The 16,651-nt window shown below is 49.3% G+C and carries 12 protein-coding genes and 1 pseudogene; 12 read left to right on the top strand and 1 reads right to left on the bottom strand.

Going from position 1 to position 16,651, the window contains the following annotated elements:
* Positions 1-50 precede the first annotated feature (50 nt).
* The 5 genes from ACYVF1_RS03580 (at position 51) to ACYVF1_RS03600 (ending at position 9,089) form a co-directional block, all read left to right on the top strand.
* The gene (locus ACYVF1_RS03580; protein ID WP_461075689.1) at positions 51-542 is read left to right on the top strand and encodes a DinB family protein; all 492 of its coding nucleotides are present in this window, start codon (positions 51-53) and stop codon (positions 540-542) included.
* A 143-nt stretch (positions 543-685) separates the two neighbouring features.
* On the top strand, positions 686-2,275 hold the full coding sequence (locus ACYVF1_RS03585; RefSeq protein ID WP_461075691.1) for an N-acyl-D-amino-acid deacylase family protein: 1,590 nt from the start codon (positions 686-688) through the stop codon (positions 2,273-2,275).
* Between the two features lie 131 nt (positions 2,276-2,406).
* A complete protein-coding gene (locus tag ACYVF1_RS03590; RefSeq protein WP_461075693.1) occupies positions 2,407-3,165 on the top strand; it encodes a Nif3-like dinuclear metal center hexameric protein in 759 nt (252 codons plus the stop codon).
* A gap of 162 nt (positions 3,166-3,327) precedes the next feature.
* A complete protein-coding gene (locus tag ACYVF1_RS03595; protein WP_461075695.1) occupies positions 3,328-4,899 on the top strand; it encodes a DUF4394 domain-containing protein in 1,572 nt (523 codons plus the stop codon).
* A gap of 386 nt (positions 4,900-5,285) precedes the next feature.
* Positions 5,286-9,089, top strand: coding sequence for a putative Ig domain-containing protein (locus ACYVF1_RS03600; protein ID WP_461075697.1), 3,804 nt, complete (start codon positions 5,286-5,288; stop codon positions 9,087-9,089).
* A gap of 118 nt (positions 9,090-9,207) precedes the next feature.
* On the opposite strand, the gene ACYVF1_RS03605 is transcribed toward ACYVF1_RS03600, so the two are convergent.
* Positions 9,208-9,792 carry a hypothetical protein gene (locus ACYVF1_RS03605; RefSeq protein WP_461075699.1) on the bottom strand — a complete coding sequence of 195 codons (585 nt, stop codon included), beginning with the start codon at positions 9,790-9,792 and terminating at the stop codon, positions 9,208-9,210.
* A 198-nt stretch (positions 9,793-9,990) separates the two neighbouring features.
* On the opposite strand from ACYVF1_RS03605, the gene ACYVF1_RS03610 reads away from it, so the two are divergent.
* From ACYVF1_RS03610 to ACYVF1_RS03640, 7 genes and pseudogenes are all read left to right on the top strand, one after another.
* Complete coding sequence (locus ACYVF1_RS03610; protein ID WP_461075701.1) at positions 9,991-11,271, top strand: alpha/beta hydrolase family protein; 1,281 nt, start codon at positions 9,991-9,993, stop codon at positions 11,269-11,271.
* Between the two features lie 50 nt (positions 11,272-11,321).
* Positions 11,322-12,053: a hypothetical protein gene (locus tag ACYVF1_RS03615; RefSeq protein ID WP_461075703.1), complete on the top strand. Its 732-nt coding sequence runs from the start codon at positions 11,322-11,324 to the stop codon at positions 12,051-12,053.
* Between the two features lie 36 nt (positions 12,054-12,089).
* On the top strand, positions 12,090-12,650 hold the full coding sequence (locus ACYVF1_RS03620) for an NUDIX hydrolase (protein WP_461075705.1): 561 nt from the start codon (positions 12,090-12,092) through the stop codon (positions 12,648-12,650).
* A 182-nt stretch (positions 12,651-12,832) separates the two neighbouring features.
* On the top strand, positions 12,833-13,999 hold the full coding sequence (locus tag ACYVF1_RS03625) for a pyridoxal phosphate-dependent aminotransferase (RefSeq protein WP_461075707.1): 1,167 nt from the start codon (positions 12,833-12,835) through the stop codon (positions 13,997-13,999).
* A 178-nt stretch (positions 14,000-14,177) separates the two neighbouring features.
* Positions 14,178-14,595, top strand: a pseudogene (locus tag ACYVF1_RS03630) (GxxExxY protein).
* A gap of 61 nt (positions 14,596-14,656) precedes the next feature.
* Positions 14,657-15,514, top strand: coding sequence for a prephenate dehydrogenase (locus tag ACYVF1_RS03635; protein WP_461075709.1), 858 nt, complete (start codon positions 14,657-14,659; stop codon positions 15,512-15,514).
* Positions 15,515-15,701: 187 nt separating this feature from the next.
* Complete coding sequence (locus ACYVF1_RS03640; RefSeq protein WP_461075711.1) at positions 15,702-16,571, top strand: aldo/keto reductase; 870 nt, start codon at positions 15,702-15,704, stop codon at positions 16,569-16,571.
* Positions 16,572-16,651 lie beyond the last annotated feature (80 nt).

A 16,651-nucleotide genomic window follows, 5' to 3' on the forward strand; every position in this document is an offset into this window, starting at 1 on the left:
TCACGGGTGTCACCGATCTTTGTAACGAACAATAAACCAGACAAAATCCTATGCAACTGATTCCCGTGTTTTTGAACGAACTCGAGCAGGAAACTCAAACAACCCGCAAAATGCTACAACGTATTCCGGACGATAAATACGACTGGAGACCCCACGCAAAAAGCATGACCGTTCGGCAACTGGCGACGCATATTGCCAACCTGCCGACCTGGGTGACAATGGCAATAACGACCGATGGGCTGGATTTTGAAAAGAACCCGTACAAGGAAGATCACATCAACAACACCGCCGAACTGATGACGTATCTCGAAACCTGTCTGGTCGATGGCAAATCGCGGCTGGTGCCTGAAAATGAAGCTATTCTGAATGAGCCATGGACGCTACGTAACGGGGCCGAAATTTACTTCACGTCGCCCAAACACGAAGTTATCCGCACCGCTCTTAACCAGATTGTCCATCACCGCGCTCAAATGGGCGTTTTCCTTCGGCTGCTGGACATCCCAATCCCAGGTAGTTATGGGCCAAGTGCCGATGAATATTAACTGATATATGATGTAGGGTATATGCTGTTTTTGGGTTAGCAGCAAAAGCATCATATACCCTACATCATACATTCCTCGGGTTGTTTTTGCGCGGAAAAAGAGGCATATTGGTTCATTCTCTTTTTAGCCCACTCATCCGATATATGCATTCTCGTTGCTACGTACTGCTATTCAGTTTTCTCTTTCCCAGTTTTCTCCTCGCCCAATCCTACGATCTGGTTATCCGAAACGGTCGCGTTGTCGACGGAACGGGTAACCCGTGGGTGTATGCCGACGTTGCCATTCAGAACGGACGTATTGCCCGTGTCGGGTCGATTCCGGCAACCGACGCTAAACAAACCATCGACGCCAAAGGGCTGATTGTCGCTCCTGGCTTCATCGATGTTCATGCCCACGTAGAAGGTAGTCTCGAAGCCCAACCCGGTGCGCCCAACTTTATTTATGATGGCGTTACAACCGTAATAACCGGCAACTGTGGCAGTTCGAGCTCGAACCTGAAAATGTATTTCGATACGTTGCGGCTGATGAAAACGTCGATTAATGTGGGCGCACTAGTTGGTCATAATTCGGTACGTATGAAAGTCATGAAAATGGCTTTCCGTGAGCCAACCGCCCGCGAACAGGCCGATATGGAAGCGCTGGTTGAGCAGGCTATGAAAGACGGAGCCGTTGGTATGTCTACGGGACTGATTTACACACCGGGCACTTACGCCCGCACCCCGGAAGTAGTCAATCTGGCGAAAACGGCAGCGCGTTACGGTGGTGTGTACGCATCGCACATACGTAACGAGGGGCAGAACGTAAAGCAGGCGGTTACAGAAGCCATTCAGATCAGTCGGGAAGCCAATATTCCGGTTGAGATTTCGCATTTTAAAGTCGCCAGCAAGCCGTTATGGGGCAAAAGCACCGAAACTGTCGAACTGGTAGAAGCCGCTCGACGCGAGGGTTTGGACGTAACAGTCGATCAGTATCCGTATACGGCTTCCAGTACGTCGTTGGAGAGCATTTTGCCGTCGTGGGCGCTGGCCGATGGTGATTCGGCTGTACTGGTGCGGTTCCATGATCCAGCGACACGTACCAAAATACGTAACGAAATGCTGGAAACGCTCAGCAAGAATCTGCGGAAGAATTACGAGTACGCGGTTGTGTCAAGTTATAAGCCCGATACTACCTTCAACGGTAAGAGTATCAGTGCTATTAATCAGAAATTGGGTCGTAAGAACAACGCCGAAACGGAGGCCGAACTAGTGATGGAATTGATGGAAAGGGCTAACCTGAAACGTATCCAGATGGTGTACCACACCATGTCGGAAACCGACGTAGAGAACATTCTTCGCTATCCAAACACGATGATTGCTTCGGATGCGGGCGTCGCGAAATTCGGGAAAGATATGCCGCATCCTCGGGCGTATGGCACCAATGCCCGCGTACTGGGTCACTACGTTCGCGAACGGCACGTTATCCCTCTGGAGGAGGCCGTTCGCCGGATGACATCGCTGCCTGCACAACGTTTCCGGCTTGCTGACCGGGGTTTGCTACGTCCGGGTTACGCGGCAGATATTGTTCTATTCGACGAAAAAACCGTAGCCGACCGCGCTACGTATGATCAGCCGCACGCGTACACAACGGGCATTCCTTACGTATTAGTCAACGGAACGCCCGTGATCGAAAATGGCAAACATAACGGTCAGCGACCGGGGCAATTGCTGATGGGGCCGGGCTATGGGAAATGAGGGGTTGTGTATGCTGTATGCTGTATGATGTATATGCGTTGAAAATACGCCATACATCCCTTATCAAACGAGAACAGGTGCCTTCTGCCGCGAAAAACGAACCATAAACAATATGGCGAGTTAAAAGAGGTATGAATACAGAACATCCTTCGCTTGAGGAACTTGCCAATTTCCTACGCAGCGAACTGAGCGCAGAAAGCTATCCAGCCGATGAACAGGGTGGGATTTATTACCCCTCAAAACGATCCATACGACGAATGGGCCTGGCTCTGGAGCCGTTTCCGACTTTAGCCGACTGGATCGAAGAAAACCACCTCGACGCGATCTGGCTGCACCGCCCCTGGCAACTCGATTTGGCAACCATACCCTCCGATGTTGGCGTGTTGTCGCATCATCTTCCTTTCGATGAAACATTGACAGTAGGCCATAACAAACAACTGGCGCAGTTACTACGTGCTACGTCGGCGCCCGAGCCAATTGGTTATAAACAATCGGTTACCAGCGAAGGTAAATTCCTGCCTCAACGGCCGCTGGGCATGATTGTGGACGTAGCAGAGGATGAGTTCGACAACTGGCTGACCCGGATCAAAGAACTGTTTGGCGGCTACGACCGGGCCGAAGCAGGTCATTCGAGTAGTGGCTTGAACTTCGATAATTCCCGAATTGCCGTTGTGGGTGCAATGACTGATGCTCTTGTGCGGGAAGCCGATGAACGTGGTGCGCAAATGTATCTGACGGGAGCGTATCGAAAACCTGCTCAAGTGGCTGTCGATGAAACAGGTATGGCTGTGGTGGCCGTTGGGCATCGCCGTTCGGAAGAATGGGGGTTACACGTATTGGCTGATTTAATACGAACGCGTTGGTCTTTTGACTGCGTGATTTATACGTAAGCGCATAAGCTGCTACGTCATCCGACCCCGCTACGTTGGTAGCCTGATAAACGACCGTATAATTGTTTTTTAATGAAATTTTAATTTTAGTAAATCCATTTTGCAAGTACGGCCGTATAGCCCTGTCAGTATCGTTTTCATTTCTCATTTAAGGACATCCGAATGAAAAAAACTACAGCTATGCGCTACAAAAAACACCTCCGCCTTTTTATTGGCCTGCTGGCTATCGGCTCACTATCCACGCTCGAATCCTGCCGCGATACTCAGCTACAGCTTGACCCTCAGGTAAATACAGCCAATGCTCGGTTATCGGCTGATTTCATGTTTTATGTGCTGACCGACAACAATCAACTCCTTAAGCTGAGCACTCAGAATCCGTCGGCTAACATGGGTACGATTACGGTTACGGGTGTTTTGAACAACGAACGTCTGACGGCCATCGATTTCCGCCCGGCAACAGGACAGCTCTATGCGGTTAGTAACGGGAGTCGGTTATATATGATTAACCTGACCAATGGTGTAGCAACAGCGCTCGGAACTGGCCCTTTCTCGCCTGCCGTGAATGGCGACGTAGTAGGCTTCGATTTCAACCCCACCGTCGACCGGATTCGCCTGGTTACGAACCGTGGTCAGAACTTACGATTGAATCCTGAAACGGGTGGCCTTGCTGCCATCGACGGGAATATCAACGGGGTTCCAAACGTAGCATTGTCGGGTGCGGCTTATACCAACAACCGGTCGGGCGCCACAACCACTACGTTGTATGACATCGACCCAATTACCGACAAATTGTATCGGCAGGACCCGCCCAATAACGGTACGTTGGTAGAAGTGGGCATGCTGGGTATCGACATTGCGGGTACGGGTAGCTTTGATATTGCGCCCAATGGCGATGCCGTAGCGGCTCTGATCAGCAATAATACGCAGGGTTTTTATCAGCTAAACCTGAGTACAGGACGCGCTGAATACCTGGGTGGTTTGCCGAGTGGAATGAGTATTGTAGGTCTGGCTATTCCAACGGAGCCAGTTGCCTATTCGGCGGATGGAATGAATAATCTCTGGATTTTTAACCCAATGTCGCCGTCGCCTGTTGCGAAACCAATTGCGGGTATGCAACCGGGCGAAACCATTTACGGACTTGATTTCCGTCCGGCGAATGGACAGTTATACGCACTGGGTAGCACGAGTCGTTTGTATACGATCAATCTGGGGACAGGAGCCGCTACAGCCATTGGCAGCGGGCCATTCAGTCCGGCGCTGTCGGGTACGGATATTGGTTTCGATTTCAACCCCACCGTCGACCGGATTCGGGTGGTTACCAACAGCGGTCAGGATTTGCGCCTGAACCCGAATGATGGAACCGTAGCTGCTGTAGACGTAGCACTGAATCCGGGTTCGCCCGTTGTAACGGCTGCGGCTTACACAAATAACTTTGCCGGAGCTACTACCACTACGTTGTATGACATCGACATCCGGACGGCCAACGCTACGTTAGTTATCCAAAATCCGCCGAACAACGGTACGTTGGTGCCAGTAGGTGGCCTGGGTTTCAGTGCTGAAGGCGGTAATGGATTCGACATTGGCGGCACAAGCAACATGGGGTACGCCCTGCTACGTTCCGGCGGAACAACAACCGTATACAGCATCAATTTAGGCTCTGGCGCGGCTTCGGCTATGGCAACTATTCCGGGCAATCCAACCGTACGCGGCTTCGCGCTTGGTTTAGGTTTCTAATTATAGTTGGCCCTAAACAATATAGGGCGGTAGTATAAACAACAAATCGGCACCAAGTTTTTGGTGCCGATTTGTTGTTTATACTACTTCAGAATAGCATTTGCACTACATCTCTTCCCACTATAAACGAGGGCAAGCACCGGTTTCCTGGGGCTGACGAAAAACTGATTCCGGTAGTTATCTAGAATTTTATATGCTCTTCTAAAAATGTACTAATCAATACGAGGTATCAACAGAAGTTCAACTTATTCAGACTGCCGATATTAATAGATTGTTATCAATGGCAATTCTGATGGAGATGGTTATTAATTTTGTCTTAATCAGACACTTACCATTGAGTAAGGTGTCTGGACCATCAACTGATCCACAACAATTACCGTTTATTTATGAAGCACGTTTCCCTGAACCGTATTTTTCTAGCTTGTTTTTTCCTGGTGGTTTTGTCGTTAATGAGTTCGATCAGTTGGGCGCAAACGACTATTACTCAATGGAATTTTAACTCTGTTCCTGCTGATGCATCCAATAGTACGGGCACAACAACGCCGTCAACGGGTGCTGGTAGTCTAAGCACTGTAGGCGGTACTACGGCATCGTTTGGCAACGGATCTGGCTCAAGCGATCCGGCCGCTTCCGATAACACAGGCTATAGCATTACAAACTTCCCATCGGCTACCCAGAACAATAAAACCGCCGGTATCGAATTCCGAGTTGCCACCACTGGTTTCCAGAGCCTGACAGTTTCCTGGGATCAACGTTTTAGCAATACGGCCGCTAACAGGGCTCGCCTGCAATATTCTACCGATGGAGGTACATCATACACAGATGTTGTCTTGCCCTTTTCCGTTTCAGCAGGTGATCAATTTTATAACAACAATCAGTACGATCTGGCTTCTATTCCGGCCCTCGATAATCGTGCTGATGTTCGTTTTCGTATCGTCGCCGAATTTTCGGTTCCCGTAAGCAGTCCTACCAGCTATACGGCTGCGAATCCGACGTCAACCTATGCGCCGGGCGGCAACTGGCGATTCGACATGGTAACGATAAAGGGTGTGACCATTCCGGCTCTTCCCGATCTGACCGTTTCGTTGGCGGGTCCGTCGTCTGCCATCATAGACCAGCCCTTCGTCTATAGCCTGGTGGTTAGTAACGTCGGCAATGCTGAAGCTATCAACGTACCCGTTTCGTTTACATTACCAGTAGGAGTTTCTTATGTTGGAGCCTCGGATGTAGGTACTTTCACCGCGACGCAATCAAGTGGCGTTGTCTCTTTTTTGGGGGGAAGTTTATCCGCTAGCAGTAGTGCTACGTTGACCGTTACGGTATCGTCACCGGCTGAGGTTACTATTACGGTGCCGTCCGGCGCGGCTGTGATTGATGAAGGTAATTCTGTTATTGAATCTGATGAAGCCAATAACAGCTCAACAGCCACGGTCAACACGGCCGTAGGTTTTGCCAATCAACCACCCGTTGCCCCCACCATTCCCGATCAGAGCGGTATCGTTGCCATCCCATTCACTTATACCGTTCCAGCGTTTACAGATCCTGAGAGTCAGACGCTTGCCTATGCCATTACGGGGCTGCCGGCGGGCCTGAGCGTTGATAATACAACACGTATCATTTCGGGTACACCAACGGCCAGCGGCTCCACAACCATAACGGTAATAGCTACCGATCCGGCTAACGCTTCGACTTCGGCGACTTTTGGGATAACGATCAATGCCAATCAGCCGCCGGTGCCCGCTTCGATTAGTAATCAGACGGCAACAGCGGGCGTGTCGTATAGCTATGTAGTACCGGCCTTCACCGATCCCGAGAGTCAGACGCTTCTTTATGCGGCCGCTGGCCTCCCAAACGGTCTGTCGTTTGATGCCGTAACGCGGGCCATTATCGGCACGCCTACCACGGGAGGGGTATCGTCGGTTACGATCTCTGCCACCGACCCAGCCAGCAATACGTCCACCGCAATTTTCTCTTTCACGGTTAGCACAACGCCGGTGGGTATTATCCGCATCACGGAATTCATGTATAATGGCACACCCGGCGAATATTTCGAATTAACGAATGTTGGCAACGCACCCGTCAATATGACCGGCTGGAGCTACGACGATAATTCGCGGATAGCGGGATCGTTTTCGTTAAGTAGTTTAGGAATCGTGCAGCCCGGCGAGTCGGTGGTGGTAACCGAGGCCGATGCGACTGTTTTCCGAAGAGCCTGGTATCTGCCCAATTCAGTTAAAGTGCTGGGCGGTAATCTGGAAAACCTGGGACGTAGCGATGAAATAAATATTTACAATACATCGGCTACGCTGGTGGACAGACTGACGTTCAATGATCAGGGTATTCCGAATTCGGTACGTACCAGCGACATAAGCGGCTGGACCGCACCCGCCAATCTGGGTTTGAATCAGGTCACTACGTATCAGCTTTCCGCCGTTGGTGATGTGCAAAATTCGTATAGTGCCACCACAGGCAACGTAGGAAATCCGGGCGGCTATTACGTTCCGCTCAATCGTGTACTGGTGGTTGAATCCGGCAATAGTACGACTGTCGTTGAAGGAGGGGCTACTGATACGTATACGATTAAACTCAACAGCCAGCCCTTGGCCGATGTTATCGTTTCGATTAATTCCGGCTCGCAGTTGTCCGTCAGTCCTACTTCGCTGACGTTCACGCCGGCTTCGTATAGTGTAGCCCAGACGGTAACCGTAACCGCCGTTGACGACAACGTATTGGAAGGTACGCACACAGCCCAGATCAGCCAAAGTACCAGCAGCACTGATCCGGCCTACAACGGCATTGCTACGAATTCGGTGAGTGTGACGATTACGGATAAAAATACCGCACCGACAGTGGCACAGGCTATTAATTCGCAGACAGCTACGATAGGGGTGAGTCTCACGTTCACCATTCCATCGGCTACGTTTACCGATGCCGAAACGCCTAATAGTCTCACGCTGAGTGTAATTGGTCTTCCCGCCGGGCTCAGTTTCACCGCCCCGTCGACCATTAGCGGGACGCCTTCAACTACGGTGGGTTCGCCGTTCACCGTAACCGTTGTGGCTACCGATCCGGGAAGTCTGTCGGTGAGTACTACGTTTTCGCTGACCGTAAACCGACCCAATACCGCACCTACGGTAGCGCAACCGATTGCTTCTCAGACCGCCACCCTAGGGGTAAGTTTCAGTTTTGCTATTCCGTCTGCTACGTTCACCGATGCCGAAACCCCAAATAACCTCACGCTGAGTATGCGAGGATTGCCCGCCGGACTTAGTTTCACCGCGCCAACGCTTATTTCGGGAACCCCTTCAACCACCGTCGGTTCGCCCTTCACCGTAACGGTCGTGGCTACCGATCCGGGAAATCTGTCGATTAGCACTACGTTCACGCTGACCATAGACCGCCCCAATGCACCTCCGACGGTGGCACAACCGATTGCTTCTCAGACCGCTACCGTAGGTATTCCTTATGGATTTAGCATTCCTGCAGGTACGTTTACCGATGACCAGACGCCCAATAGCCTCACTTTGTCGGTGAGTGGTCTTCCCGCCGGACTTAATTTCATCACGCAAACAACGATTTCGGGAACTCCTTCAACCACAGTCGGTTCACCGTTTACCGTAACAGTTGTGGCTACTGATCCAGGCGGTTTATCGGTTTCGACCACCTTTAGCTTTAGTGTGCTGCCTGTACCGAACACGACCCCTACAGTGGCACAGGCAATCGGCCCGCAAACAGCACCCGTAAACCAGCCTTTTCTGTTTGTGATTCCCGCCAGTACATTCACCGATGCCGAAACGCCGAACAACCTCGTATTATCGGTTAGCGGATTGCCCAGTGGCCTTGCGTTTACAGCACCATCAAAAATCAGCGGCACGCCTTCAACCACGGTGGGTTCGCCATTTACCGTAACGGTTGTAGCTACTGACCCAAACGGATTAACCGTCGCAACCACGTTCCAGATTACCGTAAACAACACGACGACCTGCGTGAATATGTTTACGATTAAGGATGGTAGTTGGAATGATGCATCAGTATGGTCGTGCGGTCGCCTACCGGTCAGTACCGACGCATTGACCCTAAACAATGCCGTTACGTTGCCAGCGTCCTATACAGGTAATGCGCTTCGGGTGAGATTCAGCCAGTCGGGCCGACTGATCTATAATTCAGGAAGTAAGCTTAGATTGAATTAGCGATATAAACGCAAGAAGCGTCTTTGTTACGTTGGAGAGTGATCACTCTCTAACGTAACAAAGACGCTTCTTGCGTTTATATAGAACGTAACCGGGTATTTGATACGTCGGCACTACGTCAGAACCACGGCCTTTTTACTTTAAACGAACGTTTCAAACCACTAATCATCAGGAAGGCACCAACGATACCGAAGATTATGGCCAACGTAGTGACGTGCAGGATCGCGAACACAACCGCTACCAGAATAATAATAACCGACGCTTTCAGTTTCCAGCTGATACGTTGCCACCAGTTCAGTTCTTTACGTAGCGGCATACCCAAACTCTGCCGGATGCGGTTGCCCAGCTTCAGTTTTTTCTTGTTTTTAGGTTCCGGCTGTTTGTCGTCGGCCGTGTTTTCTGCCGATGGGAGCATCGACTGAACCCGTTGCATCCGTTGCACAACCCGTTGCTGAGTCGATTGGTGAACTTCTTTCGCCACGCTCGCCACAATCGGTGCTACGTCCTCTTTGGTATCTGCTACGGGTTCATTGGCTTCGGCAGCAATGGTATCTGATGCTACGTCTTCAGTGCTAACCGAGCGGTCAACAGCAAGGCGGGCGGCCGCGGGATGGGACGTCCGCTGGAAATACGCAACTGGTCGGTGGCAGGCAGAAAGAAAGAAAACAAACGTAATGGCCAGTAGGATAAGAAAGTTTTTCATCAAGTTGCAGGTTGTCAGCACAAAATGAGATTGCGCAACAGCAAAAGTTCTCTTTACAACGAATCGGACTTGCCGGTTAATATCAATGGAGTGAAAAAGTGGCAATAATCGGTCAAATTATCTGTGTATTTATGGCTCAAACAGTAAGCGCAACTGGTCTTTCGACTTTTCGGGACAAATCTATTTCGAAGCTGTTTTATGGACGAATTACTATTCTGGCTGGCGTTGGTACTGTTGACTGCTCCTCTGGCGTCGGCTCAGAAGGCCGATGAATTTAATTACGACGAAGCCAAAGTGGGTACCTACACACTTCCCGATCCGTTGACGAGCAAAGATGGCAAAGCGGTGAAAACAAAATCGGCCTGGACCAGCCGCCGGGCCGAACTATTGGAGCTTTTTGCCGCCAATGTTTATGGTCATACACCCAAACAGAAAGTCAAACTTCGCTTTGAGACAACATCGGTCAATGAATCGGCGCTGAATGGACTGGCTATCCGCAAACTGGTGTCCATTTTCTTTGTCGACTACCCACAAATTCCATCGGTCGACGTAGCGCTCTATCTGCCAAAAAATAAAAAATCGGTACCTGTTTTTCTGGGCCTGAACTTCAGCGGAAATCACGCTGCCACCACTGAAACCGACGTGCCGATCACAACACGCTGGGTATATAATGCTATTGGCGAGGTATCGGTCAATAACAAAGCCACTGAAAAATCGCGCGGAACGCAGGCGGCTAGCTGGCAAATTGAGGCCATTGTGAAGCGCGGTTACGGGCTGGCAACGTTTTACTACGGCGATATTGAACCCGACCACCCGAAAGGCTGGCAGGGGCATATCCGGTCGGTGTTGGACAGTCCTTCCGAAACAATTCCAAGCCCAAGCAACAACTGGGGAGCCATTGGCGCCTGGGCCTGGGGACTTTGCCGGGTGATGGATTACCTCCAGACGGAACCTGCTATTGACAACAAGCGGGTTATTCTAATCGGCCATTCTCGACTGGGTAAAGCGGCTTTGTGGGCGGGTGCTCAGGACGAACGGTTTGCGGCTGTTATTTCCAATGAGTCGGGCGAAGGCGGAGCGGCTTTATCGCGTCGATGGTATGGCGAAACCGTTGAACGTATCAATAAGAGCTTTCCGCACTGGTTCAACGCTCAGTATAAAACATACAACAAACGTGTCGCCGACCTCCCCGTTGATCAGCACGAGTTGCTGGCGCTCATTGCTCCGCGCCCGCTCTACGTTGCCAGCGCCGAGGAAGACCGCTGGTCTGACCCCAGAGGTGAGTTTTTGGGCGCCATGCACACGGAGCCCGTTTATAAACTTTTCGGCAAAACGGGGCTAGGTACCGATACGTTCCCGGCCGTGAATCAGCCCATCGGCCAAACGGTACGTTACCACATCCGAACCGGTAAACACGACGTAACGGCGTATGACTGGGAGCAATATTTAAAGTTTGCGGATGAGTTGCTTGGGAAATGATACGTAGTGGATTGCAATAATTATTACAATAAACCGAAATATTAATTCTTATGGAAGATTATTTAATTGAAAGAGTATCAAGAGTAATAGAGGATAATTTAAATATTACGAAAGGAAGTACTCCTGTCCCTTTTTTTGGTAATTTTAATACTTCAAAATCATGTACAATATCAATAAATCCAAGTGATAATGAATTTATTAAAAAGAGTAAAAGCGGTATAAGTACTTTTAGAAAACGATTGATTTCGAGGAACGATTTAAATATAAAAGATAATGAAATAATTTCAATGTCAGATTGTGAAGAAGTATTAAAAAGTTGCTTAAACTACTTTCAAAATGATCCCTATAGGCTTTGGTTTGATAAGTATAATGAATTTTTAAATCAATTTGATTTGTCTTATTATAAAGGGACTGTCGTTCATTTGGATATTGTGCAATGGGCTACGACACCTTTTTGGCAGGATTTAAGTAATGAGGTAAAGAATACTTTAATATATCAAGATTTGCCATTTTTGAAAATGGTGCTGGATGATAAAAATTTTGAATATATATTTTTGAATGGAGATACAACTGTAAATTCAATAAAAGAATTATTGAATTTGTCATTTATAATTCAAAGAAAAGTGAATTTTTATAATCGTAGAATTACAATTTATTACGGTCATTATAAAAATTCTAAAGTGATTGGCTGGTCAGGTTATCTGCAATCCGCGCAGATTGGTGGTTACCAAAGAATTAGAGAACTGGCAACCTTAATTAAAAATGAACTAGAAATAAATTAATTGTAAAGCAATAAACGCAATTTTACCTTTGCGGGCATGAATCCAGACAATGATCCCCGCCCTTGGCACGTCGAAAGTTCCGAATACATTCATAAGTTACCGTGGTTTACCGTTCGCAAAGAAGCCATTCGGATGGAAAGTGGCGGTACTATTCCGGACTATTTCATTTTTGAGTATCCCGACTGGATTAACGTAGTGGCCGTTACGTCTGACAATGAACTGGTTTTGATACGTCAGTATCGGCACGGCATCGGTGGTGTTCATTACGAACTTTGTGCGGGCGTTGTCGATCCGGGCGAAGAACCGTTGCACGCTGCTCAGCGTGAGCTACTCGAAGAGACAGGCTACGGTGGCGGCACGTGGCAACCGATCATGACGCTTTCGGCCAATCCGGGTACGCACAACAACCTGACGTATGCGTTTCTGGTTACGGGTGTTACGTTGCAACAGTCTCAGCATCTGGAAATTACGGAAGAGATCAGTGTACACGTAGTGAGCCGCGAACGCGCCTGGGAAATTATCAACCAGGGCGAAATGATGCAGGCGTTGCACCTGGCGCCTTTGCTGAAATATCTGTCTGAACCGGGATTTAGCTGATTTGAGGATTTTCTGGATTTTGTTAATTGATAAAGCGCTTCTTCGAAGTGAAAGACAAAATCCAGAAAATCCTCAAATCAGCTAAATCCCGGTTCAGACATTATCTTTGCGCCAAAATGACTGGACTAGCTGAATAACAAAACCCTGCTAATCCTCAAATCTGCTAAATCCCGGTTCAGAAATTGATTATCCCTCTTGCCCTCCGCGCTGATCAAACGCAGGAGTATTATTTTTCGGTGAAGCTGGCTGAAGTTCGTCGACTTCAGGCGGCTGGTCACGATGTGATTAATCTCGGCATCGGCAACCCTGATTTGATGCCCTCGGCCAATACGATTGATGCGCTTATTCACTCGGCCCAGCAACCCGGTGCGCATGGGTATCAGCCGTATAAAGGCACGCCCGGTCTGCGTCAGGGTATCGCCAACTTTTATCAACACACCTACGGTGTTACGCTTGATTCGGAAACGGAAATTCTTCCGCTGATCGGTTCGAAAGAAGGTATCACGCATATTTCGCTGACGTTTCTAAATGATGGCGACGGCGTTCTTGTGCCCGAACTGGGTTACCCGGCCTATCGGGCGGTGAGTCGTATGGTCGGTGCTAATGTAATGGATTATCCATTGCAGGAAAATGCGGGCTGGCAACCCGATTGGGAAGCGATGGCCGATCGGGTAGCTGCTGCACCAGCTAGCAATCCAGTCAAAATTATCTGGCTCAATTACCCACACATGCCGACCGGCGCACCTGCTACGCCGGCTTTGTTTGAGCGAGCGGTGAAGTTCGCGCATGATCACCACGTACTACTCTGCCACGATAATCCGTATAGCCTGATTCTGAATAAAAAAGCGCCAATTAGTCTATTATCGGTAGATGGCGCAAAGGACGTAGCGGTCGAATTGAATTCGCTGAGTAAATCGCACAACATGGCGGGCTGGCGTATCGGCTGGATGGCGGGCGCGAAGCCTTACGTAGACGCGGTCCTGACTATAAAAAGCAACGTCGATTCAGGACAGTTCAAGCCTTTGATGGATGCGGCTGCCGAAGCCCTGACTAACTCCGACGACTGGCACCGCGAACGTAACGCGGTTTATGAAGGTCGCATGGATGCGCTGCACGCGTTTCTGGATGCGCTCGGCTGTACCTACTCGCTCGATCAGGAAGGGCTTTTTATCTGGGCTAAACTGCCCGATTCGGTACCATCAGCCGAAGTTCTCGTTGATGATCTACTTCAAAATAAACACGTTTTCATTGCCCCCGGCTTCATCTTCGGCCCCAAAGGCGACCGTTACGTGCGGGTCTCGCTATGCGTACCGAAGGAGCGGGTAATGGAAGCAACAAAACGCATCTGAACCGGGATTTAGCTGATTGATGGATTTTCAGGATTTTGTTTTTTGCTGATATACGCGCTTCGAAGAAGCGAAAACGAAATCCAGAAAATCCATCAATCAGCTAAATCCCGGTTCAGGAATACTCCTCTTTAACTCTTTCAATGAATTATGAAATGTAAAACTTTATTGATGGAGCTAAATGCAGGATTACAAATTTGCCGAGCTGACGCATCGCGTCATTGGATGTTCGATGGAAGTTCACCGTATATTGGGGAACGGATTTCAGCCGGGCCGCCGGAGCGGAGGTAATTTATCAGCGTTCGCTGGCTTACGAACTGGAACAGTTCAATATCGGTTTCGCCAGAGAGGTCGATATGCCGATTTTTTATAAAGGTGTATCGGTTGGCGGACGGCGGGTTGATTTTCTGATAGAAGAGAAAATCCTCGTTGAGTTAAAAGCGATTATCAAACTGGAGGAAGTCCATCTGGCACAAGCCATTAATTACCTGGAAGCCTATAATCTAGAAATCGGTCTGCTCATAAATTTCGGCGCGTCCAGCCTCGAATTCAAGCGCTTACTGAATCCACATTTCCGACGCTTCCACACCAAACCATAAGTGTTTTGTATAATAGCAAAACAAAATCCAGAAAATCCCCAAATCAGCTAAATCCCGGTCCATGAAAGTTTCCATCGTAGGCATTGGTCTGTTGGGCGGTTCGTTCGCCCTGGCTCTTCGTGAGAAATACCCCAAAATGCATTTCATCGGCGTCGATACGTCGCCCGTGAATGGGCAATTGGCTCTGGCAAAAGGCATTGTCGATGACGTACTGCCCTTGGCGGAAGCGGTACCACAAAGTAACTTAGTGGTCATGGCTACGCCCGTAAACGTCATTATCAACCTGTTGCCAATGGTGCTCGATTATCTTTCTGCCGGTGCCACCGTCGTTGATCTCGGCTCGACCAAAGAATCTATTTGCGACGTAGCAGATGCCCATCCAAAACGGGCCCAGTTCGTGGCTGCTCACCCAATGGCCGGTACCGAAAATTCGGGGCCAGGAGCCGCGTTCCGGGAATTATTGCCTGGTAAGAACCTGATTATCTGCGATGCTGACAAGAGTAACGCAGACAGTCTGTTACTGGCCGAGAGCCTGTTTCGGGATGCGGGCATGAAGCTGTTTTACATGACGCCCAAAGAACACGACCTGCATCTGGCCTACGTATCGCACCTAAGCCACATCAGCGCTTTTGCCCTGGGACTGACCGTTCTCGAAAAAGAAAAAGACGAACAGGCAATTTTCGACATGGCCAGTACGGGTTTCAGCTCGACGGTACGTCTGGCCAAAAGCTCACCGCAGATGTGGGCACCCATTTTCGACCAGAACCGGACGAACGTATCGAATGCACTGGCGGCTTATATCGAGTTCCTACAACAGTTTAAGCAGGTAATTGACGATCAGGACGTAGCAACATCACTCGATTTTATGAAGCGGGCCAACATCATTCGGCGGGTGCTGGATGGCATCGAGAAGCGGTAAATAAAAACTTCATCCCGCAAATCCGCACAAAAAACGTTTTCGTTGGTTAATAAAAGATAATGAACAATGTAAAATGAGTGATGAGTAAGGTTAGCCAGTAGACCCTCGGTTGAAAGCATTATTCACCCTTCGTTATCCATTATTCATTTTACGTTGTTCACTATCTTATTTAACCCAAACGAACGCTATGGAAGCGACGGAAGCACCAGCAACTGAGGCTGGCACAATTACTATTGGCGGTGATCTGACCGTGAATCGAATGGCTTACGGAGCCATGCGCCTGACTGGTGAAGGCATCTGGGGGCCGCCCAAAGACCACGATGAGTCCATTCGTGTTCTCAAACGATGTCTTGAATTAGGCATCAATTTCATTGATACAGCCGATAGTTACGGCCCCTACGTATCGGAAGAGCTGATTGCCGAAGCTTTACATCCTTATCCCGAAGGACTGGTTATTGCCACTAAAGGCGGATTGCTGCGTACCGGCCCTAACCAGTGGCCTGTTGATGGAAGTCGTAAGCATCTGGAAGAGGCCCTGAACGGAAGCCTGAAACGCCTGAAACTAGAACGTATCGACCTATATCAATTGCACCGTTTCGATACGAAAGTGCCCTCTGAAGAATACCTGAGTTTTTTGCAGGAGGCCCAACAGCAAGGCAAAATTCGGCATATTGGCCTATCGGAAGTGAGTGTCGAGCAGATTGAAGAAGCTAGTCAGTATTTCGACGTAGTGTCGGTGCAGAACATGTATAATTTCGGCGAGCAACGCTGGAACGACGTACTACGTTACTGTGAACAGAAAAATATCGCGTTTATCCCCTGGTATCCGCTGAATGCAGGCAACATGAATCCGGATCGTCATAACGCCATCCGGAAAGTAGCCGCGCGGCATAACACTACCGAATTCCAGATTGCGCTGGCCTGGTTGCTGGCGGCTTCGCCCGTTATGTTGCCGATTGCCGGTACGTCGTCGGTGAAACACCTGGAAGAGAACGTAGCGGCTGCTGCAATCAAGTTAACCGACGAAGATCTGCGGGATATGCCGTTGCCCAAATAAATGCTACGTAACTACGTAGTTACTACGTAACATTGTCGTTTTCAGCATGGCAAAAACAAAAAGGGTTGCTACGTAGCAAC

This window comes from Spirosoma flavus, from assembly GCF_054778555.1.

What these genes read in the sequence shown, in the direction of transcription:
- ACYVF1_RS03615 (WP_461075703.1), top strand. Translation starts at nt 11,322, where the DNA reads ATGGAAGATTATTTAATTGAAAGAGTATCAAGAGTAATAGAGGATAAT.
- ACYVF1_RS03590 (WP_461075693.1), top strand. Translation starts at nt 2,407, where the DNA reads ATGAATACAGAACATCCTTCGCTTGAGGAACTTGCCAATTTCCTACGC.
- ACYVF1_RS03595 (WP_461075695.1), top strand. Translation starts at nt 3,328, where the DNA reads ATGAAAAAAACTACAGCTATGCGCTACAAAAAACACCTCCGCCTTTTT.
- ACYVF1_RS03580 (WP_461075689.1), top strand. Translation starts at nt 51, where the DNA reads ATGCAACTGATTCCCGTGTTTTTGAACGAACTCGAGCAGGAAACTCAA.
- ACYVF1_RS03600 (WP_461075697.1), top strand. Translation starts at nt 5,286, where the DNA reads ATGAAGCACGTTTCCCTGAACCGTATTTTTCTAGCTTGTTTTTTCCTG.
- ACYVF1_RS03640 (WP_461075711.1), top strand. Translation starts at nt 15,702, where the DNA reads ATGGAAGCGACGGAAGCACCAGCAACTGAGGCTGGCACAATTACTATT.
- ACYVF1_RS03620 (WP_461075705.1), top strand. Translation starts at nt 12,090, where the DNA reads ATGAATCCAGACAATGATCCCCGCCCTTGGCACGTCGAAAGTTCCGAA.
- ACYVF1_RS03585 (WP_461075691.1), top strand. Translation starts at nt 686, where the DNA reads ATGCATTCTCGTTGCTACGTACTGCTATTCAGTTTTCTCTTTCCCAGT.
- ACYVF1_RS03610 (WP_461075701.1), top strand. Translation starts at nt 9,991, where the DNA reads ATGGACGAATTACTATTCTGGCTGGCGTTGGTACTGTTGACTGCTCCT.
- ACYVF1_RS03635 (WP_461075709.1), top strand. Translation starts at nt 14,657, where the DNA reads ATGAAAGTTTCCATCGTAGGCATTGGTCTGTTGGGCGGTTCGTTCGCC.
- ACYVF1_RS03605 (WP_461075699.1), bottom strand. Translation starts at nt 9,792, where the DNA reads ATGAAAAACTTTCTTATCCTACTGGCCATTACGTTTGTTTTCTTTCTT.